The following is a 22,670-nucleotide window of genomic DNA, read 5'->3' as shown; positions in this document are numbered from 1 at the left end:
CTCTGCTCTCGATCGTCGGTGGGTGCTCCGGCCCGGCTGGCCCGCATCCACCGTACTGCCGGGCACCACGGGCCGGCCCTACACGTCGCGGGCGATCGCGACCCGTCCCCCGCGTGCGGCCTGCTCCAGGGCGGCGTGGTCCTGCTCGTTGCGGTCGGCATACCGGGCCGCGAAGTCGGCGAGCGCCTCGTCGAAGCCCCGGCCCTTGCGCAGGTAGGCGTCGATCGCGAACCGGTCCCCGGACCGGGCGTGGGAGCGGGCCAGGATCCAGGCACAGTACCGGCCGTAGACCTCCAGGCTGTCGGGGGCGAAATCCTCGATCGCGAACTGGCCCTTCCAGTCCCGCAGTTGGCGGACGTAGTAGTCGCGCACGGTGTCGTTGATCCGGGCCCGTTTCCAGCCGAGCAGCAGGTCGCCGGTGGCCAGCATGATGCGCTGGCCGGTCACGACCCGCTGTCCCTGGGAGGCGTGGCCGGGCACCATGTCGATGCCGGCCTCGTCCGCGGCCCCGACCGTGACCCCCCGGTCGGTGGCGAGCGCCAGGCCGTGCTCCAGCACGGAGGCCCGGGCCTCCTTGGACTGCAGGACCAGGGGGTCCATCCCGCCGGTCCCCTCCAGCAGGAACACCCAGGCCCGCCTGCCCACGCTGCCGACCCCCACCACCTTCCGGGCGACGTCGGTGAGCGTGTACTGCTGGAGCATGTGGCGCACGGCGGGCCCGAGGGTCTGGGCGTAGTCCGCCATCATCGCCAGCAGCGTGGCGCGGCGCCGGGTGGCGTCCCCGCCGGGGTAGACCTGGTCGAGGGGCACGAGCAATGGGGGATCGAGGCGGAACCGCAGGTGGCCGTCCACCACCTCGGTGGTCTTCCGGGCGGCGTGCCACCGGTCCCGGGACAGGGACTTGCGCACGGCCCGGTCCACGCGCCGCATGGCGGCCTCGTCCAGGACGCGGCGCAACTCGGCCAGTGAGGCGACCACGTCCAGTCGTGCATACCAGAGGTCGATCTCACCCATGCCGGTGAAGCCGCGCATGGCCTTGCGGTAGGACTTGGACATCGCGACCACCGCGCGTCGGCACACCGAGGGGTCGAAGCCGTTGTCCCGGCCTGCGGCCTCGATGCTGGCGGCCAGGCGCTTGAGGTCCCACTCGAAGGGGCCGGGGTAGGTCTCGTCGAAGTCGTTGACGTCGAACACCAGCCGCCGCTCGAACGAGGCGAACAGGCCGAAGTTGCCCACGTGCGCGTCCCCGCACAGCTGGGCGTGCAGCCCGGTGTTCGGCACGGACCCCAGGTCATCGCTCATGATCACGGCGGCGCCGCGGTAGAAGGTGAACGGTGAGACCAGCATGCGCCCGTAGCGCACGGGCACCAGCCCGGGGATGTCATCGGCAGCCTGCCGTTCCAGCAGCGCCACGGGGTCGACGCCGGCCGGCCGGACCGGCAGCTCGGCGTGCGCCTCGTGCGGAACGGCCCGCCGGGCACGTTCACCGCGTGCCCGGCGTGATGCGATGCTCGGGGCGTCCTCCCCCATCCGCAGCACGGCCTCAGCCATCGGAGGACCTCGTGCAGCACCGTGACATGACAGGCTCCTCGGTTCGCGGGCGACGGGCGTGTGCCGATCGTCCCTCCATGGTCGGATCACCGGCCCGGGCGCTCAAGGACTCACCGTCCGCGGGAGGGTCCGGGAGACTCCGGGGGCCCGGGCGGTCCTGACGCGTCACCGGGGGCCGGGCCGTGACGGCCCGGCCCCCGGGGGATGGGCGTGGTCAGTCCTTCGACGCGACGTAGTAGGTGTTGAACGGGTCGGTCGCGATGTCCGTGGCCTCGACGGTGGTGAAGCCCGCCTCGGACACCATCCGCTCCGCCACCTGCCGGCCCCACACCGTGCCCAGCCCGTCCCCGCCGAGGCCGAGGGAGACGCTCATGCAGTGGAACATCGAGATCGCGTAGAGGTAGCTGGCCCAGGGCAGGTTGAGGTTGTCCTCCACCTGGCTCTCGGCCCTGATGTCCACCATCAGGAACACGCCCCCGGCCGGAGGGCCCGGTGGATGTTGCCCAGCACCTGTGCGGGATGGGCCTGGTCGTGGATGGCGTCGAAGGCCGTGATGGCGTCGAATCCCTCCGACACGTCCAGCGCGGCGACGTCGAGGACCTCGAACCGGGCATTGGCCAGGCCCCACTCGGCCGCCTCCCGGCGGGCCGTGGCGATGGCGTCCGCAGAGAAGTCGTATCCGGTGAACCGGCTGCCCGGGTAGGCGGCCGCCATGAGGTTGATGGCGTGGCCGGAACCGCATCCGATGTCGGCCACGTCGATCCCGGCCTCCAGTCGCTCCGGCAGGCCCTCGACGAGTGGCAGGATCCCGTCGATGAGGGAGGCGTCGTTCACCGCGGCACTCTCCTGGGCCATGATGCGGTGGAAGTCCGGGTAGTCCGCATAGGACAGCCCGCCACCGTGCTGGAGCCTCTCCACGATCGGTTGCTCCACCCGTCCCATCACCCCGATGTACTGCATGAGGTGGGCCATGTTGTCCGGGCCGGCGGACTCGGTGAGGACGGCGGCGTGCTCCGGTGGCAACACGTGGGTGCGGGTGTCCGGGTGGTAGCGGACGATGCCCGCCGTCACCATGCCCGCCAGCCATTCCCGGACGTAGCGTTCGTCGAGGTGTCCGGTGTCCGCGAGCTGCCGGCTCGTGGATCCCGGGTGGCGCACCATCAGCTCGAAGAGCCCGGCCTGGTGCCCGACGCTGATGAGCAGGGCGATGGCCCCCTGGTTCATGAAGCCGACGCAGCGTTCCGCGAAGGCGGCCACGGCTGCGGGGTCGACCTCCGGCACCGGGGGTGCTGACGCGGTCCCGGCGTCGGTCTGGTGGCGCGAGAGTTGCGTGGTCACTGGTCTCTCCTTCGTGGGTGGTGCCAGTGTTCCCTGGCACCGTCAACGCTAGGAGCGGCGCCCCGTCGTGACATCGGGCGGAGTACCCATGGTCCCGTCCCCGGCATGGGGCATTCGATGCAGCCCGTGTTCGTGAGCCCACGCTCCGGCCGCGGTCCGGGAGCTGACCCCGATCTTGGTGAAGATGTTGGCCAGGTGCCGGCCGACCGTCTTCTGGCTGATGAACAGGGCCTCGGCCACCGCGCGGTTGCTGGCACCGTCTGCCACGAGCGCCAGGACGTCGGCCTCGCGCCCGGTGAGCCCGCCGGGCAGCTGACCGCCCCCCAGCCTGCGGACGTCCGGACGCGCACCGAGGCCGGTGTAGAGGGCCAGTGCCTGGGCCAGGTCGGCGGCCGCCGCCCCGCTCGTGCCGAGGCCGCGGTGGGCCCGGGCCAGGAGCTCGTGCATCCGGGCGGTCTCGTACCGGGCCCCCAGGGCACGGTATTCGGCGGCGGCCCGGTGCACCACGGGCAGGGCCTCGGCGTACCGCCGACCCGTCACCAGCACCAGGGCCCGCGCGTGGGCCGCCCAGGCCCGGAACCCTGGGGTGCCGAAGTCCGTGGCCGTGGACTCCAGTTCCGAGCACAGGTGCTCGGCCTCCTGCACCCGTCCCAGGGACAGGGCCACCTCCACGCCGGCGCCCAGCAGCGCGACCCCGGCCAGCCGGTCCCGTCCGGCCAGCGCCGCGCACAGCGCGGCCCAGGCGTCCTCGGACCTGCCCTCGGCGTGCAGGAGCAGTGCCTCCCCCGGTTGCGGATCGGTGCCGAGGCGCCGGGACTGGTCGTAGGCCGCCCGCGCGGCGGCAGTGTCACCGCGGAGCCGGCGGATCTCGCCGAGCTGGTAGAAGGCCTCCGCGGCGACCCAGTTGTTGCGGCCGATGAGTTCGGTGCCGCTGCGTTCGATGGCCTCCTCCGCCTGGTCCCACTGGCCCTCGACGCACTGCAGCTGGAGCCGGTGGATGCGGCAGATGCCGGAGTAGACGACCTCGCCCCGGAACTGGTGGCACCACTGTTCGGTGGCCTGGGTCCAGGCGCGCATGCGCGGCAGGTCGGCCAGGGCGTGGCAGGCGTGGATCACCGTGCAGTAGATGTCCCCGGCCCACTCCGGCGGCAACTGGCCCGCCAGCACCGGCAGCATGGCCTCGTCCAGTTGCGCAAAGCCCCGGGCGGTCGCGCCGTCGCGGATGTCCGCCAGGCCGGACAGGACCAGGCTGAAGGAGGTCAGTTGCGGAGCCCGCAGCCGCCGGCCCAGGTGGTCCAGCCTGGCCGCGGCCTCCCGGGTGGGCCGCAGGTCCCCGTAGTCCAGGTCCACGGACGCGTCCAGGTACAGCAGGTACCCGTGCTCCTCGCAGTCCGGGAAGTCCTTGAGGAGGCGCCGGGCGCGGCTGGCCCAGCCGGAGGAGATCACGAGGTCGCCCCGGATGAACCACAGCAGTCCCAGGTTCAGCGCCTTCATGGCGGCCGCGAGGGGGGCGCCGTCGTCCTCGTAGCGGTGGTAGACCTCCTCGGAGAGGGATACCGACTCCCTGACGTCCCCGACCCACCACAACGTGCTGCTGTACCGGTCCAGGTCCTCCGTGGGCAGCTCCCCCAGCGACCGGACCCGGGCGAAGTCGCGATGGGCGCTGTCCCACTCGCCGCGGGCGAATGCCGCCCGGGCCGCCGTCAACAGGGTGGTGCCGTTCTCAGCCATCGGGACTCCTGGTCCACTGTATCCCCGGCCGGTTCGGGAGTCACGGAGTGACCGGTCGGGGACCCGCGGACTAGGGGGCCTGGCGCCGGACCGTCCGCGTGACCGTCCTGACGATCATGAGCACCAGCAGCAGGATGCCCACGTAGCCGTTGATCACGTAGACGATGTTGACCATCTGATCGAACGGCAGGATCAGGCCGATGACCGTGCCCAGGGCGGCCAGGCCGAGGGTGAGGAACTTGTAGGGGCGGGTCTTGTCCGTGAAGAACCGGGAGGAGACCGTCCACAGCAGGGGCACCGCCGTGGTGTAGATACCGGCCAGGATGATCACGGCGAAGCCCGCGGCCAGCCAGGGGGCGGCGTCGGAGGCCAGGACGAGCATCGGGATCTGGGTGCCGGCGACCATCTCGATGTTCGCCAGCAGGCCGAGGCCGACGACGATGCAGGCCACGGAGAAGACCACGCCGCCGAGGACTCCCCCGCTGGCGGCCTCCCGCCGGGTACGGGCGGTCTTGCCCAGCGCGGTCAGGAAGGCCGCGAGCCACAGCATGCAGAAGCCCACGTAGGACAGGCCGGCCATGAACCAGTTGGTGGAGGCCTGGGTCAGGTCCAGTTCCGGGAGGATGGCCGCCCCGTCGACGATGCCCTCCGGGTTGCGGAGGACGCCGAGGACGCCGAGGGCGACGGCGATCACCACGATCAACGGCCCGACCTTGCCGATGACGTCCACCAGGCTCTTCAGTCCGAACCAGACCGTGATGCCCACGGCCGCGGCCAGGCCGATCCCCCCGACGAACTTGGACATCCCGTAGTGCTCCTCGAACACCGCGCCGGCACCGGCGACCATCACGGTGAAGGACAGGAACACGAAGAGGATGGAGAAGTAGTCGAAGAAGGTGCCCAGGTAGCGCCCGCAGTAGTAGTGGAAGATCCGTGAGGGCCGGTCGAACGCCCTCGCCTGGCCGACCACGAAGAACTCGACGCACACGTAGGTGATCAGCACCAGGACGAGTAGCCCCGTGCCGAAGATGCCCCAGTACCCGTAGGACGTGAAGTACTGCAGGATCTCCTGGCCGGTGGCGAAGCCCGAACCGATGAGGAAGGCGATGATCGCCCCGGCGTAGGTGACGACCCGCAGCGCGCTGGTCCTCTCCACGGTGGCCAGATGGGTGCTTGAGGCGGGTGGTGCGGTCATGGGAGGACCGGGCCTTTCGTCGACGGGTCTGATATATCAGTATCGGCAGAACCGTATTTCAGATGTGTGACGTAGTCAACAGTTTTTTGTTACAAACATTGCCCTCCCCGCTCGCAGGAGGGCACGATGCCCCGGGTGCGTGTCGATCGGGCGCCAGTCCGAGGGCGGGCGCAATGCCGTCTGCCACCCCGAGGTGGGGCCTCTACGCTGGGTACATGGAACCCTCTGCTCCCGACCACCCCGCCCGCCCGTGAACCGACTCTCCCGCACGGTGCTGGGCCTGTTCGCAGCACCGCGGCTCAACATGCGTGAGGACTACGGGAAGGTCCGGCGCGTCCAGCGCCGACTCGCGACGTTGACCGCACCGCGGCACCGGACCCCGTACCGGCAGGAGTCGTTCACCGACGGCGGCGCCCCGATCCCGGTCCGGATCTTCCAGCCCAGGGAACGGCGGCGCGACGACGTCCTGCTCTTCTTCCACGGCGGTGGCTGGGTCACCGGTGACATCGTCAGCTACACCTCGGCCTGCACCACGATGGCCGATCTCACCGGGTGCGTGGTGGCCTCCGTGGACTACAGGCTGGCACCGGAGCACCCCTTCCCGGCGGGGCTGGAGGACTGCTACCGCGTGGCCAACGCCCTGCTGCGGGACCCGCACAGGGCGGGCATCGAGAATGCCGGCAAGATCGTCCTGGTGGGTGACTCGGCCGGGGGCAACCTGGTGGCAGCCGTCTCCCTGCTGCTGAAGGAGCGTGGTCAGCGGGGCGCGGACCGCCAGATCCTCCTCTACCCGGTGACCCACTGGGACCACGATCCCCAGACCTCGCCGTTCGCCTCGGTGCACCACCACGGGGAGGGTTACCGGCTCACCAACACCGAGGTCGAGGACTACTTCGAGCTCTACGTCCCCGATCCGGGACAACGTCGCGACCCGCGGGTCGCCCCGCTGATGGCGACCGACCTGTCCGGACAGCCCAGGACGCTGGTGATCACGGCCGAACGGGACCTGCTGTGCGACGAGGGCGAGGCCTACGGCCGCGCGCTCGAGGAGGCCGGGAACACGGTACGCGTCCACCGGGTGGACGGGGCGCTGCACGGGTTCATCGTCCTGCCGCGGTTCTCCCGGTACCTGCGAGAGGCCTACGAGGTGATCGACGCGTTCCTCGAGGACGAGCCGGCCGATGGCGGATGCCAGCGCCCGCGGGAGCCCTCGTGACCCGCCGGACCTGGGTGCGACTGGACAACGCCTCCAACATCTTCCTCGCCGCCCGGACCGACGCCGATCCCAAGGTGTTCCGCCTGAGCGCCGAGACGGACCACTACGTGGACCCGCACCTGTTGCAGGCGGCCCTGGACACCACGTTCGACCGCTACCCGCTCTACCATGCGGTGCTGCGCCGCGGCGTGTTCTGGTACTACCTCCAGGACAGCGACCTGCGTCCCGTCGTCACCGCGGAGGACCAGTACACCTGCGCCCCGCTCTACCAGTCGGACCGGCGGAACCTGCTGTTCCGCGTGGTGCACCATCGCCGCCGGATCATCCTCGAGGTCTTCCACGCCCTGTCCGACGGCACCGGGGCGCTCTGGTTCCTGACCGACCTGCTGACCGCCTACCACCGCCTGCGCTATCCGGATCCGGTGCGCCCGGCCGCAGGCGCTCGCGAACCCCTCGGCTCCGGGACCGGCCCCGGCCTCGCTGACCCGGTCGCCCCGGTCGTCCCGCCCGGTGGCGACGCGTCGGCACCGACGCACGCCCTGAGCGGCGACAGCTTCCGGCACTACTTCCTGCGGCGCCGTCAGGGATCGACGGCCACCGGGTCCGCATTCCGCCGCGAGGCCGCTCCGGCCACACTGACAGCGGCCGCCGGCGCCCCGTCGTCGGGCGCGGCGCTGCGGGGAACCGGCGCGCGGCACAGCAGGCCCCGGACGAAGGTCTACCGCGCCGCGGGCACCCGCACCCCGGACAACCGCACCCGCGCCGTCGAGCTCACGATGCCCGCCCAGCGGGTGCTGGAACTGGCCCGCGCCGAGGGGGTCTCGCTCACGATGTACCTGATCGCCGTGTTCTTCGAATCCCTGCGCCGCTCCTCCGGTGGGCTGGGTGCGGCCCGGACCCTGGCGGCGTCGGTGCCGGTGAACCTGCGGCAGTTCTTCCCCTCGACCTCGGCGCGGAACTTCTTCGCGACCGTCCGGGTGGACCACACCTACGGCGAGGGCCCGGACGACGTCGGCTCCGTCAGCCGACAGCTCGACGGCCAGTTCCGGCCCAAGGCCTCCCCCGAGGCCCTGGAGCGGAAGCTGCGACGGTTCATCCGCTTCGAGCGGATGTCCGTGCTGAGGATCCTTCCGCGCCCCCTGAAGGACCTGATCCTGAAGCTGGTCAACGGGGGCACCAACCGGGGACTGAGCGTCGCGGTCTCGAACCTGGGCCGCGTGAGCCTGCCGGAGCCGGCCGCCTCCCACGTGGGGCGCATCCTGTTCCACGTCACCGCGGTCCGCCCGCAGTTCTGCGCGATCTCCCACGCCGGACTGCTCACGATCACCTTCACCTCGCCGTTCACCGAGACCGCGCACGTCAGGGACTTCGCCCGCATGCTGACCGCCCGCGGGGTCGACGTGACGGTCGCCGCGGCCCGGGTGACCGAGGACGAACTCGCGGAGGGGGAACCGTGAGGCGCTGCGCACAGTGCGCCGTGGACGTGGAGGGCCACTGGACACGGTGTCCGCTGTGTGCGGCTCCGGTGGCCGGCGAGGCGTCGCCGAGCCCGCTGCCGGCGGTGCCCCTGAACTTCTCCCGCCGCCGGGTGTGGAAGGCCCTGTTCCTCACCTCCCTGGCCGTGATCCTGGCGTCCTTCCTGGCCCAGCTGTTGTTCGGGGCGGCCGCGGACATCGGGCTCGTGCGGTCCGTCTGGCTGGGCCTGACCGCCATGTGGCTGGTAGTGCTGATGGCCGTGCGCAAGCGACGCAACGTCGCCAAGGGCACCGTGTACCTCGTGGTCCTGATCGGCCTGGTCTGCGTGTACTGGGACTACCTGAGCGGGTGGGACGGCTGGTCCCTGACCTACGCGCTGCCGGCCCTGTGCGCGTCGGCCATCATCGCCGTGCTGATCACGGTGCGGGTCATGCGGACCGAGGTGGGCGAGCACATCCTCTACAGCGGACTGACCGTCCTGCTGGGCCTGGCCCCCCTGGTGTTCCTGGTCCTCGGCTGGGTGACCAACCCGGTGCCCTCGGTGGTCTGCGGCGCGCTCAGCATCTGCGCCCTGGTGATGGTGCAGGCCGCCCGGGGCGCGGAAGTGCGTCACGAGCTCGCCAAGCGCCTGCACGTGTAGGCGCCTGGCGGCCCCGTGGTCCCGGGGCGGGTTCCCGGGGGTCGAGAGCGTGGACGGGCCATGGCCCGTCCACGCTCACTCGTCCCAGACCTGCACCACGTTCTGCCGGGTGATCAGTCCCGCCGAGATGTCCGCCGTGCAGGCGCACCACACGGTGGTCCCGTCCGGGTAGCGGCACAGGGTGGTCAGGGCGACCCGGTCCTCGCCGACCACCGGGTCGACCACCCGATGGGTCATGTCCCGGGAGTAGGTGTCCTCCAGCCAGGGACGGATCTGGTCCTTCCCCGTGAGGACCTGTGGTGACCTCGGTGGATGGTTCCGGTCGACGATGGTCACCTCGGCGTCGTCGGCATAGGACCCCAGCAGGGTCTCGGCGTTGCGTTCCTCCGTGGCCCGGGTGAAACCGGCCAGGTCGAAGGCTGTGTTGGCGTTCATGGCTGTGTCCTGGTGTTCAGGCCCTCCGCACGGTAATTCTCCCGCTGCGGGACGCCGGGGGCAACGGCCGCGGACCGTGGTGGAGAACCTGGCCCGCGGCCGTGGCCCCCTTGGTCCCCCACGGGACCTGACGCGCGGTCAGCAACCCCTCGGCCTGCATCTTGCGCAGCTCCGGATAGATGATCGAACCGCGGCCGCGCACCCGTAGCCGACGGCGATGAACACGTGGATTTGGTCGCTAGAAGGCGATCTTCTGTGGTCGTTCAGTGGCATCAGTGCACCGTCGGCAGGCTGCTACGGCATCGATGTCGCGTCGAAGAGGCCCTGCCCCACGAAGTCCTCACCCTGCACCCCGGGCGGCACCAGGAAGACCGCCGAGCCGGTGGTCTTGAGGTACTCGACGAACATGTCGTCGCGGGCCATGCTGGTGTGCACCCGGGCGAACCGCTGCGGTGCGTTGACGAAGGCGATGAAGAACAGCCCGGCATCGAGACGTCCCTGTTCGTCGTTGCCGTCCACGAAGTTGTAGCCCCGTCGCAGCATGCGGATCCCGTCGTTGTGGTCCGGATGCGTCCGGAACACGTGGGAGCGCCGGTCGATCAGCGGCTCGCCCTGCGCATCGGTCGCCGAGAAGTCCAGGGCGGTGAATTCCTCCCCGCCGGAGAGGGGTGCTCCTTCGACCTTGTCCCGCCCGGTGACGCGTTGTTGCTCGCCGAGCTGCAGGCTGTCCCACACCTCGATCGTCATCGCGATCCTCCGGGCGATGAGGTAACTGCCGCCCACGGCCCAGTCCGGTCCCTGGGCGGCACCGATCCACACGTGTTCATCGACCAGTTCCTGGTGCTCCGCCTTCAGGTTGTTCGTGCCGTCCTTCAGGCCGAACAGGTTGCGCGGGGTGGACTGCGCGGTCGAGGTCGATGCCGTCCGGCCGAAGCCCAGTTGCGACCACCGGATCGCCGCGCGGCCGACCGCCATACGCGAAAGGTTGCGGATGGCATGGACGGCGACCTGCGGGTCATGGGCGCAGGCCTGGATGCACAGGTCCCCGTCCGAGCGGGCGGGGTCGAGGAAGTCGTTCACCATCACCGGAAGCTCGGTGAAGTGCTCCGGCATCGCCGGTCGCAGGCCGAAGCGGTCCTCGCCCGAGGCGGTCAGGAACAGGCTGCGCCCGAATCCGAAGGTCAGCGTCAGGCCGGAGGGTCCGAGTCCGGCCGCCTCGCCGGTGTCGTCGGGCGGGAAGAGCTCTCCGCCGCCGAACGCGCCCCGGGCGCTGACCTCGCCGCCGAGGACCAACCGGGAGGCCGCCCGGGTCCAGTCCTCGAGCAGCCCGATGAGCTCACTGCGCGTCGTACCCTCCCGGACGTCGAAGGCGGCGAAGTGGAGGCGGTCCTGCGCGGGGGTGACGATGCCGGCCTGGTGTGCCCCGGTGAACTCGTAGACGAGCTCCTCTGCCGTCGGTGGCGGGTCGTCGTCGTTGCGGGCGTTGGCGGCCAGCGCTGCGCCGGTGGCGCCCACGGCCAGCCCCACGGCGCCCCCGCCGAGGGCACCGAGCAGCCCTCGGCGCCGGATGCCGCGCGGGCTGTCGTCCGGTTCGGCGTGAGGCGGGACCCCCGGGCGGTCTGTGGGCCTGGACATTGCGTGCTATCCCTCGATCTCCAGCACGGTCCCGGTCAATCGGGAGAGCGGTTCGCGCAGCTCGTCGATCTGGCGGGTCAGCTCGGCCTGCTGCTCGGCGGTGACCTGGTCGTAGAGGACGAAACCGTCCTCCAGGTTGCCGTACTGGGCCAGCAGGGCCTCCAGGGCGTCGTACTCCTCGTTGATCGTCGCCACCAGCTGCCGGCCCTGCTCACCCTTGCGCTCGGCGATGGGCGCCACGAGGTCGAAGGCGATGCGCGATCCCTCAACGTTGGCCTGGAAGTCCCAGAGGTCGTAGTGCGACCACCAGTCCTCCTCACCGGTCACCTTGGTCACCGCGACCTCCTCCAGCAGGGCGATCGCGCCGTTGGAGACCGTGCTGATGGTCATCTGCTGGTCCTGGGCGAAGTCCTCGTCGTGCACCGTGTCGTACAGGTCCTGCACGTCCGCGACGAGTTGCCGGCCGATCCTCTGACGGTCCTCATCGGTGCTCCACGTCCACTGCTCGAAGGCCGAGGACCCGTCCGCGTTGAGATCACCCTCCTGCGGTGGCCACAGGTCCTTCTCCATCCGGTGGAAACCGAGCCACTCGGTGAACGTGGGATCGTCCGCCTCCAATTCCGCGGCCTCCGCGAGGTAGTCGACCTCGCGGTAGTCGATGCGGGGATCGAGGGTTCCCAGCGCCTCGGCGATGGGCTCGATCCGCTCGTAGTTCACGCGGGTGGGGGCGAAGAGCTCCCGGGCCCGAGCGTCGTCACCGGCCATGTAGGCCTGGGCGAATTCCTCCACGTTCGGGACGAGTGCGGCGACCTCGTTCTTGACGAAGTCCACATAGACACCGACGGCCTCGGAGTACAGCTCGTCATCCTGGCCCGTGAGCTCGACCGCCTCACCGGTGACGGTGAAGGCCGCCTCCCCGACGTTCGCCCCCCGCAAACCCGGTTTGCACGCCGTGAAGTAGTCACCCGGCTGGAGCGAAACCGTCAGCTGGGCCGAGGCTCCCGGGGCGATGTTCTCCTGCTCGGAGACGATCCGCAGTCCGTCCTCGCCGAGCAGATAGAACTCGGTGACCCGGTCACCGTCGTTGGTGATGGTGAACGTGTTCGTGCCGCTCTCGGCCGTGTCCGTCGAGACCTCGCAGGCATCGGCGGTGGAGGACACCTGGATCCCGTCCCCCTCGGCCACGTTGGACGTGTTGGGCGCGCAGCCGCTCAGTGCCAGGACGGTGACGGATGCGAGCAGGGCGGCTGAGATCGAGGTGTCGGTCATGGGGTTCCTTTGGCTGACAGGGGTGATGGCAGATGGCGCCCCACGGCGGCTCGGTCGCCGTCAGCGGCAGCGGCAACGGGGGTCAGGGCCGGGGTAGCCGTCGGTGCGCCGGCCGAGGCGTCCGGCGTGGTGGCTGCGGACCGGGCGGCCGGACGGCGCAGCCGCCGCGCGCGGCGGATGAACGCGGGGATGACGGTGATGAGGTAGATGGCCCACACGGTGACCTCGAGCCAGGTCATCATCGGCGCGAAGCCCACCGTCCCCTTCAGCAGGGCGGCCAGGAATCCGGTCGGTTCGATGACGTTCTCGAGGTTGAACGCCCAGCCGAAGGGGTAGGCCGCACCCCAGAACGGATAATCGGCGAATCCGGTCAGCACCTCGCCCGTGCGCGGATGGGTGGGGGAGATCGGGGCGCCGGAGAAGGGACCGGGCAGCACGGCCGCCTCCTGCAGGTCATGGATGCCGTAGGCCAGGATGCCAGCGGCGATGATCAGAAGGAACACGCTGGACCAGGTGAAGAACGTCCCGAGGTTGATCCGGATCGCGCCGCGGTAGAGGCCGTAACCGATGCCGGCCGCGAGGGCGATCCCGAGCAGTGCTCCGCCGAGAGCGACGAGGTTTCCCACCCACCCCCAGAGCATCAGGGTCGTCTCCACCCCCTCCCTCGCCACGGCCAGGAAGGCGATCCAGAAGACGGCGAACCCACCACCGATGAGCAGTGCTCGGTCCACGCTGCCCTCGAGCTCGGACTGCATCCGTCGGCCCGCGCTCATCATCCAGAACACCATCCAGGTGACCATCCCGGCAGCCAGGACCGACATGCTCCCGCCGAGGACCTCCTGTGCCTCGAAACTCAACCGGGACCGCCCAAAGGTGGACACCGCGCCGATGATCACGATGAGCACCACCGCCAGGCCAACACCGGCCCACATCCTGCGACGAACGTCGTTGCGCCCGAGCTTGTGGAGGTAGGCCAGGAGGATGCTGACGATCAGCGCGGCCTCCAGGCCCTCCCGCAGACCGATGAGCAATGAGGCGAGGAACATGGACCGACCATCCCGCTCGTAGGGCCGGGGCTCCACGGGCACTCTCTCGGGACTGAACTTAGGTAAGGCATACCTAACCTAGCACCACCGCGCGGATGGGTGAACCCCCGTTTTCGGGCCGCCCTGGCGAGCCGGGTCTTGATCTGAGACGTTCGCCGATTTATTGCGGTCTTCTTTGATCGCTGGGTGACAGCTCCAGCCATGGGCTCAGGCGTGTCCGCTTGGGGATCCTCGAATGGCTCACTTCGGTGGTGCTTCATTGAGGGGCTGGGCCTTCCCGGACAAAGCCGGGCTGCCCGGCACCCCGTCCAGGTGGGCCCCGAGCATGATGACATTCCCGTCGTCCCCGCCCTCGGTTTCGACGATGACGCTGAAGGACTCGACCTGCTCACCGCGGTGTTCGAAAGTGAAGTAGTCGCGGCTGCTCTCGAACCCGGCGCGGGCGAGCTGGTCCTCGACGTACCGGGCCGCCGCCTCGTACCCGGAAGTGCCGGCGGCGCGGTCCCCGTGCTCATCGGCCAGGTCCTGGAACCGCTCCAGGTGCTCATAGGCCGTGGGAGGCCGCGGCGCCGGCGCGAGGTCCTCCGTGCGCAGTCCCGGATGGTCCGAGGTACCGCTCGACAGCAGGGACACCACCGCGGCCACGGCCCCGATCATGGCGATGACACCGAACACGGCAAGGAGGACCACTACGCTCGGGAACGGTTTCTGTCTCATCGGTTCTCCTTTGATATCCCTACGATATTGCACGACCCGAACCCCACCCCCAGCGGTCGGCCGGGTACGTGACAGCGCCACAGAGTGACACAGCGGGCCGGGCGCGGCACCACCGTAGAAACCGATGATGGTCCACCCTGCGCACCCCGCAGGCCGGGCACGCCGCTGAAGAACTGGCCGTCGTGCGGTGCATACCGTGGTGCTGCCCCCCCCCATCCGACGGGGCCGGGCGAACCGCCCTCCGGATTCGCCAATTCCACCCCGACGGGCTTATCTGCATCTCCAGCACCCCAGTCTTCCTGGCCCGAGATACCCACCCCGACGGAGGGGTCATCCGAGCCTGTCAGCTCCGGGGGTCGTTGTGTTCGTGGCGGGGATAGGGGCTAGAGCTGACCGGGGCGTTGTTCCTAGGTTGGTGAGTGGGCCAGGGGAACCCTCTGGCTGCGACCACCGAGTGAGAAGGACTTGTCCTCGTGTTCATTCATCAGCAGAAACTGCAGTTCACCACCAAGCCCGAGAAGCCCGATGCCGTGTACGCCCGCAAGCTGCAGGAAGTGATCGGCGGGCAGTACGGGGAGATCACCGTGGCCATGCAGTACAGCTTCCAGGCCTGGAACGCGCACATCCCGGGCAAGTACCGGGACCTGCTGTTCAGCACGGCCGCCGAGGAGTTCGGGCACGTGGAGATGCTGGCCACCATGGTCGCCCAACTGCTCGAGAAGGCCCCGCTGGGCATCACCACCGACGCCGTCCAGGACGACCCCACGGTGGCGGCGATCATCGGTGGGACCGATGTCCAGCATGGGATCGTCGCCGGCGCCGGCGCCCGTCCCGTGGACTCCATGGGCAACCCCTGGTCCGGCAGCTACGTCACCGCCAGCGGCAACCTGCTGGCCGACATGACCGCCAACCTCAACGCGGAGATGCAGGGCCGGGTCCAGGTCGCCCGGCTCTATCACATGACCGATGACCCGGGCATCCGGGAGTTGCTGTCGTTCCTGCTGGCGAGGGACACCATGCACCAGAACCAGTGGGCCGCGGCCGTGCGGGAGTTGCAGGAGGACGGCCTGGAGCAGATGCCGACCCCGAGCAACTTCCCGCAGTCCAAGGAGGCCGGTGAGCACGCGTACACCGCGTACAACTTCTCCGACGGGGCGGCGATGGCCGAGGGGACCTGGGCCTCCGGGCCCACCCCGGACGGCAAGGCCGAGTTCTCCTACCAGCCCGAACCCATGGCCGGGGTCCCGATGCCTCCACCCACCCACCCGGATGCCCGCTTCTACGGCACCACCGAGCTGCCCAACGCCATGGAGAAGGCCGCCGGCGCCATCCAGGACAAACTCCACAAGGAGTAACCCCCGGACTCTGCCGGCCAGCGGGGTGGACGTGGTGGGGTTCGAACCGTTATGACCAGGGCGCTCTGGTGCATCCCCCACCGATCCCGGACTGGCTCGTCGGGCGTGTCCGCCCGGACAGCGATCTGCGAGGACCAGCGGGGTGATCTATGGCGCGGACGGCCACCAGAGCAAGGGGTAACGATCCACGCCTGGACGGCGCATCGGTCGGGGTCGATCTCGACGTCTTCTCACCCAGCGTCGGGCGCCGACGAGATCGACTCCTCCGGTGCACCCTGGTCAAGCCGTGTCAGCGGCAGCCTCGTGTTCGGGCGGGGTTCTAAACGCGCGCAGCGTGAATCCCGCACGTCATTGCACCTTCCTGGACCACTAGACGGCGACTTCCCGAGAAGGACGCCGAACCATTGTGGGGCGCCGGGGACCGTCTTAAAGTGATTGCTGCACCGACGGTCGGCCACTAGGGTAAGTGGCCGTTCTGGGGACGTTGAATCCAGGATCTGGAGTCTCCACAGCAACCTTTAGTGATCGCGAGACAGCCCCCGACCAGACTGCTGTTAGCAGATAGTCGAGTCCTCCACTCCCCCGGCCTCAGGCAATAAGGCCGCTGGTCATCTCGATGTGTGCTGTCTTCGGTCGCCCCGTGAAAGAAGACCGAGATGTCCCATCAACCTCGTCACGACCCGGCATGCCCGCGTCCGAGTGCACGCAACCGGGTCGGGGTATCCATGTACCGCAGCGTCGCTGCAGTCGTCATCGCGGGGGGCCTGCTCGCCAGCGGCGTGGCGCCTGCGAGTAGTGCGCCAGGACCGGTTGCCGCCCCTCAGCCGGCGGCCGCCAGTTGCACCGCCCAGTCCCCGCCGAGCGACGTCGGGAACGCCATGGCGTGGGAGATCCATCGCCTGGTCAATGAGCAGCGGACGCAAAACGGGCTTGCGGCCCTCGAAGTCGACCAAGGTGTCAGCAATGCTGCCATCAAGCACTCTCAGAACATGGCCCGGACTGGGATCTTCAGCCATGTGATCAACGGCAAGGGCCCCGCTGACCGGCTCAAGGACGAGAACGTCTCGTTCTCCGCATACGGTGAGAACATCTACCACAACTGGTGCCAGATGAACGGCAAACCGGCCTATGCCGTAGACGGGTTCCCCCACAAGGCGGTGACTGCATGGATGAACTCCGCAGGGCACCGCGCCAACATCCTGAACCCGGATTTCACCCACACCGGGATCGGTATCTGGGCAATCCCCAGGGACAACAAGGGGTACATGTACACCACCCAGGTCTTCATCAAGCGCTGACCGCGCTGGGTGAAGGAACGACCATATGACCATCGGACCCCGTCGCGGATCCCGGTCCGACCGGGATCCGCGACGTCAGACTATTCAACCCGCCCGCCCTGAACGGGTGGGCGACAGTTATGCGGGCTCCCGCACCCCATGGGGATGCGAGGGGGCGACATCACGAATCCGGCGCCTTCGGCGGAATGAAGAGGTCCTCGATCGTGCATTCGAAGACGTTCGCGAGCCGGAACGCTACCGGTAAAGACGGGTCGTACCGGCCCTTCTCGATCGAGATGATGGTCTGTCGGGAGACTCCGAGCTCGTCAGCCAGTCGCTGCTGGGACCATCCACGGCTCTGCCGGTGTTGTGGAAGCGTGTTCTCCACTACTGTGCCGATCTCTTCAGCCACAGGTAACGCACCGCAATGTCGAGCATGGCAAAGACCACCAGTGCCGATAGCGCCCAGGTCAAAGGTCCTTCGATCCCCGCCAAGCCGAATCCCCCGGCGCCTAATCCCCCCACGAGGAGAATGTCCCCGAACGCTCCGCTGGCCGCCTTGTCATACCAGGCCGACTCGATCGAGTCCTCGGGCTTGTCGAGCGCCCCGGCCAGCGTCGAGCGATCCACCAACACTGCCCAGCCCAGCGCTGCACTGACCGGCAGGGTGATGACGAAGACCACCCAGAAGGCGAACATGGGATTCTCGGCGGTGCCCAGAACCAGAAAGAGCCCGCCCAGACCGGCGGAGATGAGGACGCCGACGATCAGCGCGACAACTAACAACGTCGTCGGACTACCCCCACATCGTGCCCGCCCCCATACGCTCCGTGTCGTCCTGTTGGTATCCATGCCGTCAGCCCTTCCCTCGTCCACATCCCGTTGTGTCAAGCTCACTTTACAGACAAGCGTGCTTGACGTAAAGACTGCTTTACTAGTTCGAGGGGAGTCCTGACGCGTTTGGGCCCCGTTGCTGCTGAAGAACGGCCCACGGCGCCCGTTCGCCAGACCTCCCGAGACCGTGCGTGCAGCGCCTGCCCGTCAGCGGATTCCTGCTTGAGACCGGTGGTTTCAGGAGGCGCATACACGCCCACGTCGGATGAGCCCGTTACGGACCAACGCCCCGCGCTTCCTCTGCATGCCGGTCTACGTAGTCCTGGACCTCGCCACCCTGATGCTCATCGGTGACTTCACCGCCTCAGTGCCCGCCATGGTACTGATCTGCGCTGGCGGCCCTGCCCACACATGACCGGCACCATGTTCTACGCACCCAAACGCCCGAATCCCCGCATGGAGTGCTGTGGCTGCGCCTGTCACTGCAGCGTGGCCATGTTCGCCGCCCTCGGCGGCCGGCGTCTCCGGTCATCTTTCGTTGCCCGTAAGTGCGCTTGGTTCACACGTCACTGGGTCGAGACCCGCCGCCATGCGATGACGTGCCGTCGTCATGCCCTCGCACACAAGCGACAGCTTGCGCACGTTGCCCTTCATGCGCAGCACATAGTCGATCGAATGCCAGTCAACATCAACCGGTGGCACCGCTGTGAGCAGCGATGAGAACGCGATCGCACCCGCAGCCTCACCCATGGCCATGTACTGCGGCTCCATACGCACCGATCCGTGAGCGCGGGGACTCGCCGAGACATTCACTGTCACCATCAGGTTGTCGAGGTTGACCGGGTGGATCACGCCGCGAGGCACCTCGTACCAAGGAACGGCCGCATAAGAAGCCCAGTCACGGTACATGACACCGTCCCAGTAGCGGTACTCGCTCGGCTTGTTGTCGACGTGATAGGTGCCGATCGCGATGCTCTCATCGGCAACCCGCTGCGCCGGGTCGTCGATGTTGTGCATCGTCAGCGTCTCTTCGCCTACGATGCGCCGCCCCTCACGGATGTATGGCTCGTACGGCCAGTTCTCGTTGTCTGTGAACTCGTCCGCGCACAACCCGAAACCGGCCATGGATTCACGAACGCTTTCTGGCGTCTCATACTGAAGGAACCACATCCAGTTGCGCTGATAGTCTTCCAGCTGATCGAATACGGCGTCGCGTTCGCCCGTGAACAGCCCGTCTGGCGCCGGGACGTTGACGAATCCGTGTCCGTTATTGAAGTCCCACTTCCCATCCTGGGTCGGGACGATCTGGACGGGACCGGTAATCCTGCCGTGACCATTGAGCTTGGCTCCCCATGCCAGTCCGCCCTGCCAGCGCCGCCACCCGTCTGCGTATCGTTCGTAGTTGTCAGTCTTCGCAAACGGAACCCTGTTGTTCTCGTCCTTCGTCACGCACAGGCGATAGGTCATCGAGATCCGGCCGTCACTGGCATCCTCAACCCATGAGTCGGAGGGCGGGACACCGGTCGTGACGTAGGGGTTCTCCGCAAACGCAGCCTCGGCACCGGACACATCCTCAGGTTCCAGCTCGTAGAGGACCTTCCAGACACGCTCTGTGCGTGGCTCGTCGTAGTCGAACCAGTCGCCGTAGCCCAGACGGTGGGGAGTGCCAGCCGCGGCGGCCAGTTCACCGGTGTAGGTCGCATCTACGAAGACCGGGCCACAATACTGCGAACGGGTGGTGGTAACGCAGTCGATCTGCTCGCCACTTTTCGCTACCGATTCCAGCGTCTCGTCCGTGAAGACCTCAACCCCGGCATCGCTGAGGTGCCCCCGAAAGATTTCCTCTGCATCGCTCGGAGCAACGTTCCAGGCTCCGGGGTCATCATAGGTATCCCTCACCCCCTGGAAGAAGCGGTCCGCGTAGCCCGTCACCGCGGACTTGCCCCCGATATCGGCCGCGCCAAGACCGTTGGAGATGGCACCGCCAACGGTTGGATACTGGCTGATCAACGCGACTCGGTGCCCGTGCTTCTCGCCCCATTCCGCAGCAGTGACCGCGGCGGCGACACCAGAGGGTGAACCACCGAAAACCACGACATCGAAATCGGAGCGGACTACCGAGATCAGGGACGCCACTGGTTCACTGGGAACATCGACGCCACCCGCTTCGACTGCGCAGCCAGTAAGACCGAAGACAGTTCCCGTTGAAACAGGGAACGCGAGTAAGACCTGACGCACCGTTGATGGATTCGTCTTCGGGTCGCGCACCGATCCAGGCTGCAGGGTTTGTTCTGTCATCGGTCCCGCTCCCATTCGGTGTTAGCAGCCGCTCATACTCCGATCCGGGCGCACGCATGAATTGGCGTGATAGTGATTTTCGTCGTCGATCTATCACGCTTCCCACGACGTCTTCCGGTCATTCACAACCGTCCCCGGGCTGGGCCGGATGGGCACTTGTCCTCACGGCCTAAAAGTACTTTCGGCCCTCGCCCATCCCTAGGGTGGTCCGCACTCGTCAGGCACTGAGATCAGTACAGCGACTACTCCATCCCACTCAACGCATACGTGGTCCCGCGCGTTTCTGCCCCTGGTCGTTGCGTCATAGGCCGCCGCCTATTGACGACGCCATCATCAGTCGGCGCGGAGGAGGCGCCAGGCCTTCTAGAAGGCGCAGGCGTCCTCGGTGGCGGCATGGTGACCCCGGAAGATCCGGTTCGAGCCGTCGGGCACAACGTGGCGGGCTCAGGCGGTCGGGCGGTTATTGTCGGCGCCCGTCGGTGATTCCTATTCTGGAGCCCCCGCTTACCAACTGTCCCAGTGCAGCGCCCTGTGGGACAGCGTCACTGGATTGGCCCCGGGGAAAACACAGCGCCATCGCGCACAGGATCGCGAGGTGGTCTCGACCAGATCTCCACAGACTGATCCCATCACCAGAAACCCGACTCACGCAGGGAAGCAGCAGACCGATGAACACAGCGCAGGACAACAGTGGGACGGAGGACGTGAGCCGTGCCCTGCAGGAGCTGAGCAGACGATTGGTCGGTTCGGTGATCGAGCCGCGGGACCCCCTCTACGACGAGGCTCGCGCGGTATGGAACGGGATGATCGATCGGCGTCCACGCGCCGTCATCCGGGCAGGCGCCGTGCAGGACATCAGCCCAGTGCTGGAGGTGGCACGGAGCACCGGCCTGGCGTTGGCCGTGCGCGGGGGCGGGCACAGCATCGCCGGTCACAGCACGGTCGAGGACGGTCTGGTGCTGGACCTGGGCGCCTTGCGGAGCGTGGAGGTAGACGTCGAACGCCGGTTGGTGACCGTGGCACCTGGGGCGAGATTGTCGGACGTCGACCGGGTGACCACCGCCCACGGGTTGGTCGTGCCGCTCGGGGAGGTCAGCATGACCGGAGTCGCCGGGCTGACCCTCGGCGGAGGGGTCGGCTGGCTGACCCGGACCCACGGGCTGAGTCTGGACAACCTGGTCGCCGCCGAACTGGTCACCGCCCGCGGTGAGCACCTGCATGCCAGTGAGCAGGAGAACCCGGAGCTGTTCTGGGGCCTGCGCGGTGGAGGCGGGAACTTCGGCGTGGTGTCGTCCTTCACCTTCCGGGCACACCCGCTGCCGGCAGAGGTCCTGTGCGCCAACCTCTTCTACAGGCCCGCGCGCTGGCGAGATGCCCTACGTGCCTTCGACCGGTGGGCCCAGGAGCTGCCCGACGAGATGAACGCAGGCATCACCTTCACTGTGCTCCCGCCCGAGCTGGGCATGGGCGAGCAACCCTGGATGATGGTCGGCTGCGTGTGGGGCTCCGATGACTACGACGCCGGCCGGGGGTTGATCGAGCGCCTACGGTCGGCGGTGGCCCCCGATGCGGAGGAGACCTCCCCGACCTCCTGGACCGTCTGGCAGTCCGCGATGGACGAGATGTTGCCCCCGGGCTCCCGGAGCTACTTGAAGAACCAACCCATCACCGGACTCGACGAGACAGCACGTGACGTGCTCGTGGATGTGGCCTCGGAGCTGACCTGGTTCGGGACCGCGATCAGCATCTACACCATGGGCGGAGTCTTCGGCCGGATCCCCGACGACGCGACCGCCTTTCCCGATCGCTCGGCGAGGTACTGGGTTGAGATCACCGGTTTCTGGACCGACCCGGCCGAGGACCAGCGGCTCAGCGTGTTCGCCCGGACGGCCCACGCCCGGTTCCAGCCCTTTGCTGCCGCAGGACAGTACGTCAACTTCATCGGTGAACCCCTAGCCGGAGCGGAGGAGGCGGCAGAAACGGCACGCCGGGCCTATGGACCCGCCAAGTACGAGCGGCTGGTGGCCCTGAAGAATCGCTACGACCCGGAGAACCTCTTCCGCCTCAACCACAACGTCATTCCCGATAACGCAGGGACCACGTCCTAGCTCTGGAACAGGCCACGGGCATGCCACGGCACGGGGCAATGGAGTTCACTGGAAGGCTTCGCGCGCGAGCCTCCTCTGGGATGGGGAACACATGTTCCGCATCGCTGCGTGTCGGCATCGGATGACCGTCGGCGGAATGGTCTCTCTCCATACTGGGTCCGCTGACTCGTGGGTGGCCGCCGCGGTCGGAGGCCGAGCGTGGCTACCTCGCGTGGCGGTTCGGCGTCAGAGCTTCCGGGCCTCGCGCACGTTGCGGACACCACCCCAGACCAGGGCGAAACGCTCGGGGTTCACGGGGTCGACGTACACGGTGAGGAGTTGTCCCGGGGCCCAGGCGGGTCCGGATACCGTGCCGTGGACCCGAAGCAGTTTCAGGCACTGCTGAAGGTTGAGATCTCACCGTGCAGGACCTGGCCATGAACGGGATAATCCAGGGCGGCTGTCGCCTGCGTGATGTATCTGCGTCCGGAGTCCCGTGACACGCGCGTTGAATGCTCTACGGGCACAGGTCCCACGACGCCGGTGGTCTCGATCCCCTGCCGCGAACCC

19 protein-coding genes are annotated in these 22,670 nt (G+C 68.2%); 6 read left to right on the top strand and 13 right to left on the bottom strand.

What is annotated here, in order from left to right:
* Positions 1 to 78 precede the first annotated feature (78 nt).
* The 5 genes from CITRI_RS0110365 to CITRI_RS0110350 form a co-directional block, all read right to left on the bottom strand.
* Entirely contained in the window at positions 79 to 1,551 is a 1,473-nt protein-coding gene (locus CITRI_RS0110365) for a DUF2252 domain-containing protein (RefSeq protein WP_010144722.1), read from the bottom strand.
* A gap of 214 nt (positions 1,552 to 1,765) precedes the next feature.
* A complete protein-coding gene (locus CITRI_RS20225) occupies positions 1,766 to 2,014 on the bottom strand; it encodes a hypothetical protein (RefSeq protein ID WP_369732160.1) in 249 nt (82 codons plus the stop codon).
* Positions 2,014 to 2,889, bottom strand: coding sequence for a class I SAM-dependent methyltransferase (locus CITRI_RS17340; protein WP_010144720.1), 876 nt, complete (start codon positions 2,887 to 2,889; stop codon positions 2,014 to 2,016). Before CITRI_RS17340 ends, CITRI_RS20225 begins: the two co-directional genes overlap by 1 nt.
* 48 nt (positions 2,890 to 2,937) lie before the next feature.
* A complete protein-coding gene (locus tag CITRI_RS0110355; RefSeq protein ID WP_010144719.1) occupies positions 2,938 to 4,620 on the bottom strand; it encodes a LuxR family transcriptional regulator in 1,683 nt (560 codons plus the stop codon).
* A 70-nt stretch (positions 4,621 to 4,690) separates the two neighbouring features.
* The gene (locus CITRI_RS0110350; protein WP_010144718.1) at positions 4,691 to 5,815 is read right to left on the bottom strand and encodes a hypothetical protein; all 1,125 of its coding nucleotides are present in this window, start codon (positions 5,813 to 5,815) and stop codon (positions 4,691 to 4,693) included.
* A gap of 250 nt (positions 5,816 to 6,065) precedes the next feature.
* On the opposite strand from CITRI_RS0110350, the gene CITRI_RS0110345 reads away from it, so the two are divergent.
* Genes CITRI_RS0110345 through CITRI_RS0110335 form a run of 3 tightly spaced genes read left to right on the top strand, consistent with a single transcriptional unit; the run spans position 6,066 to position 9,147 of the window.
* Complete coding sequence (locus CITRI_RS0110345) at positions 6,066 to 7,031, top strand: alpha/beta hydrolase (protein WP_040386265.1); 966 nt, start codon at positions 6,066 to 6,068, stop codon at positions 7,029 to 7,031.
* On the top strand, positions 7,004 to 8,488 hold the full coding sequence (locus CITRI_RS0110340) for a hypothetical protein (RefSeq protein WP_010144716.1): 1,485 nt from the start codon (positions 7,004 to 7,006) through the stop codon (positions 8,486 to 8,488). Before CITRI_RS0110345 ends, CITRI_RS0110340 begins: the two co-directional genes overlap by 28 nt.
* Positions 8,485 to 9,147, top strand: a complete 663-nt coding sequence (locus tag CITRI_RS0110335) for a DUF6320 domain-containing protein (RefSeq protein WP_029139228.1) — start codon at positions 8,485 to 8,487, stop codon at positions 9,145 to 9,147. Before CITRI_RS0110340 ends, CITRI_RS0110335 begins: the two co-directional genes overlap by 4 nt.
* Positions 9,148 to 9,222: 75 nt before the next feature.
* Here the strand turns inward: CITRI_RS0110335 and CITRI_RS0110330 are convergent, their stop codons facing one another.
* The 5 genes from CITRI_RS0110330 to CITRI_RS19800 all read right to left on the bottom strand — a co-directional run bounded on the left by CITRI_RS0110330 (position 9,223) and on the right by CITRI_RS19800 (position 14,249).
* Complete coding sequence (locus CITRI_RS0110330) at positions 9,223 to 9,582, bottom strand: nuclear transport factor 2 family protein (protein WP_010144714.1); 360 nt, start codon at positions 9,580 to 9,582, stop codon at positions 9,223 to 9,225.
* 294 nt (positions 9,583 to 9,876) lie between these two features.
* Positions 9,877 to 11,217 carry an iron uptake transporter deferrochelatase/peroxidase subunit gene (gene efeB / locus CITRI_RS0110325; protein ID WP_010144712.1) on the bottom strand — a complete coding sequence of 447 codons (1,341 nt, stop codon included), beginning with the start codon at positions 11,215 to 11,217 and terminating at the stop codon, positions 9,877 to 9,879.
* A gap of 6 nt (positions 11,218 to 11,223) precedes the next feature.
* Positions 11,224 to 12,486: an iron uptake system protein EfeO gene (gene efeO / locus CITRI_RS0110320; RefSeq protein ID WP_010144711.1), complete on the bottom strand. Its 1,263-nt coding sequence runs from the start codon at positions 12,484 to 12,486 to the stop codon at positions 11,224 to 11,226.
* The gene (efeU, locus tag CITRI_RS0110315) at positions 12,483 to 13,532 is read right to left on the bottom strand and encodes an iron uptake transporter permease EfeU (protein ID WP_010144710.1); all 1,050 of its coding nucleotides are present in this window, start codon (positions 13,530 to 13,532) and stop codon (positions 12,483 to 12,485) included. Before efeU ends, efeO begins: the two co-directional genes overlap by 4 nt.
* Before the next feature lie 240 nt (positions 13,533 to 13,772).
* Positions 13,773 to 14,249 carry a hypothetical protein gene (locus CITRI_RS19800; protein WP_192807899.1) on the bottom strand — a complete coding sequence of 159 codons (477 nt, stop codon included), beginning with the start codon at positions 14,247 to 14,249 and terminating at the stop codon, positions 13,773 to 13,775.
* Positions 14,250 to 14,722: 473 nt separating this feature from the next.
* Here CITRI_RS19800 and CITRI_RS0110305 point away from each other — a divergent pair, with 473 nt between their 5' ends.
* Together CITRI_RS0110305 and CITRI_RS18985 are read left to right on the top strand one after the other, a co-directional pair.
* A complete protein-coding gene (locus tag CITRI_RS0110305) occupies positions 14,723 to 15,604 on the top strand; it encodes a manganese catalase family protein (RefSeq protein WP_010144708.1) in 882 nt (293 codons plus the stop codon).
* Positions 15,605 to 16,329: 725 nt separating this feature from the next.
* The gene (locus tag CITRI_RS18985) at positions 16,330 to 16,902 is read left to right on the top strand and encodes a CAP domain-containing protein (RefSeq protein WP_157998925.1); all 573 of its coding nucleotides are present in this window, start codon (positions 16,330 to 16,332) and stop codon (positions 16,900 to 16,902) included.
* 160 nt (positions 16,903 to 17,062) lie between these two features.
* Here the strand turns inward: CITRI_RS18985 and CITRI_RS0110295 are convergent, their stop codons facing one another.
* The 3 genes from CITRI_RS0110295 to CITRI_RS0110280 all read right to left on the bottom strand — a co-directional run bounded on the left by CITRI_RS0110295 (position 17,063) and on the right by CITRI_RS0110280 (position 20,013).
* Positions 17,063 to 17,269, bottom strand: coding sequence for a helix-turn-helix transcriptional regulator (locus CITRI_RS0110295; RefSeq protein ID WP_010144706.1), 207 nt, complete (start codon positions 17,267 to 17,269; stop codon positions 17,063 to 17,065).
* Positions 17,269 to 17,667, bottom strand: coding sequence for a hypothetical protein (locus CITRI_RS17330; RefSeq protein ID WP_010144705.1), 399 nt, complete (start codon positions 17,665 to 17,667; stop codon positions 17,269 to 17,271). The genes CITRI_RS0110295 and CITRI_RS17330 overlap by 1 nt, the downstream gene beginning before the upstream one ends.
* Positions 17,668 to 18,243: 576 nt before the next feature.
* On the bottom strand, positions 18,244 to 20,013 hold the full coding sequence (locus CITRI_RS0110280; RefSeq protein WP_157998924.1) for an FAD-dependent oxidoreductase: 1,770 nt from the start codon (positions 20,011 to 20,013) through the stop codon (positions 18,244 to 18,246).
* A gap of 668 nt (positions 20,014 to 20,681) precedes the next feature.
* Here CITRI_RS0110280 and CITRI_RS0110275 point away from each other — a divergent pair.
* Positions 20,682 to 22,121: an FAD-binding protein gene (locus CITRI_RS0110275; protein ID WP_010144702.1), complete on the top strand. Its 1,440-nt coding sequence runs from the start codon at positions 20,682 to 20,684 to the stop codon at positions 22,119 to 22,121.
* The last annotated feature ends 549 nt before the right edge of the window (positions 22,122 to 22,670 follow it).

The sequence above is a fragment of the Citricoccus sp. CH26A genome (assembly GCF_000224415.1).
In the GTDB taxonomy this organism is placed as follows: domain Bacteria; phylum Actinomycetota; class Actinomycetes; order Actinomycetales; family Micrococcaceae; genus Citricoccus.
This window is presented reverse-complemented; position numbering and strand designations above follow the sequence as displayed.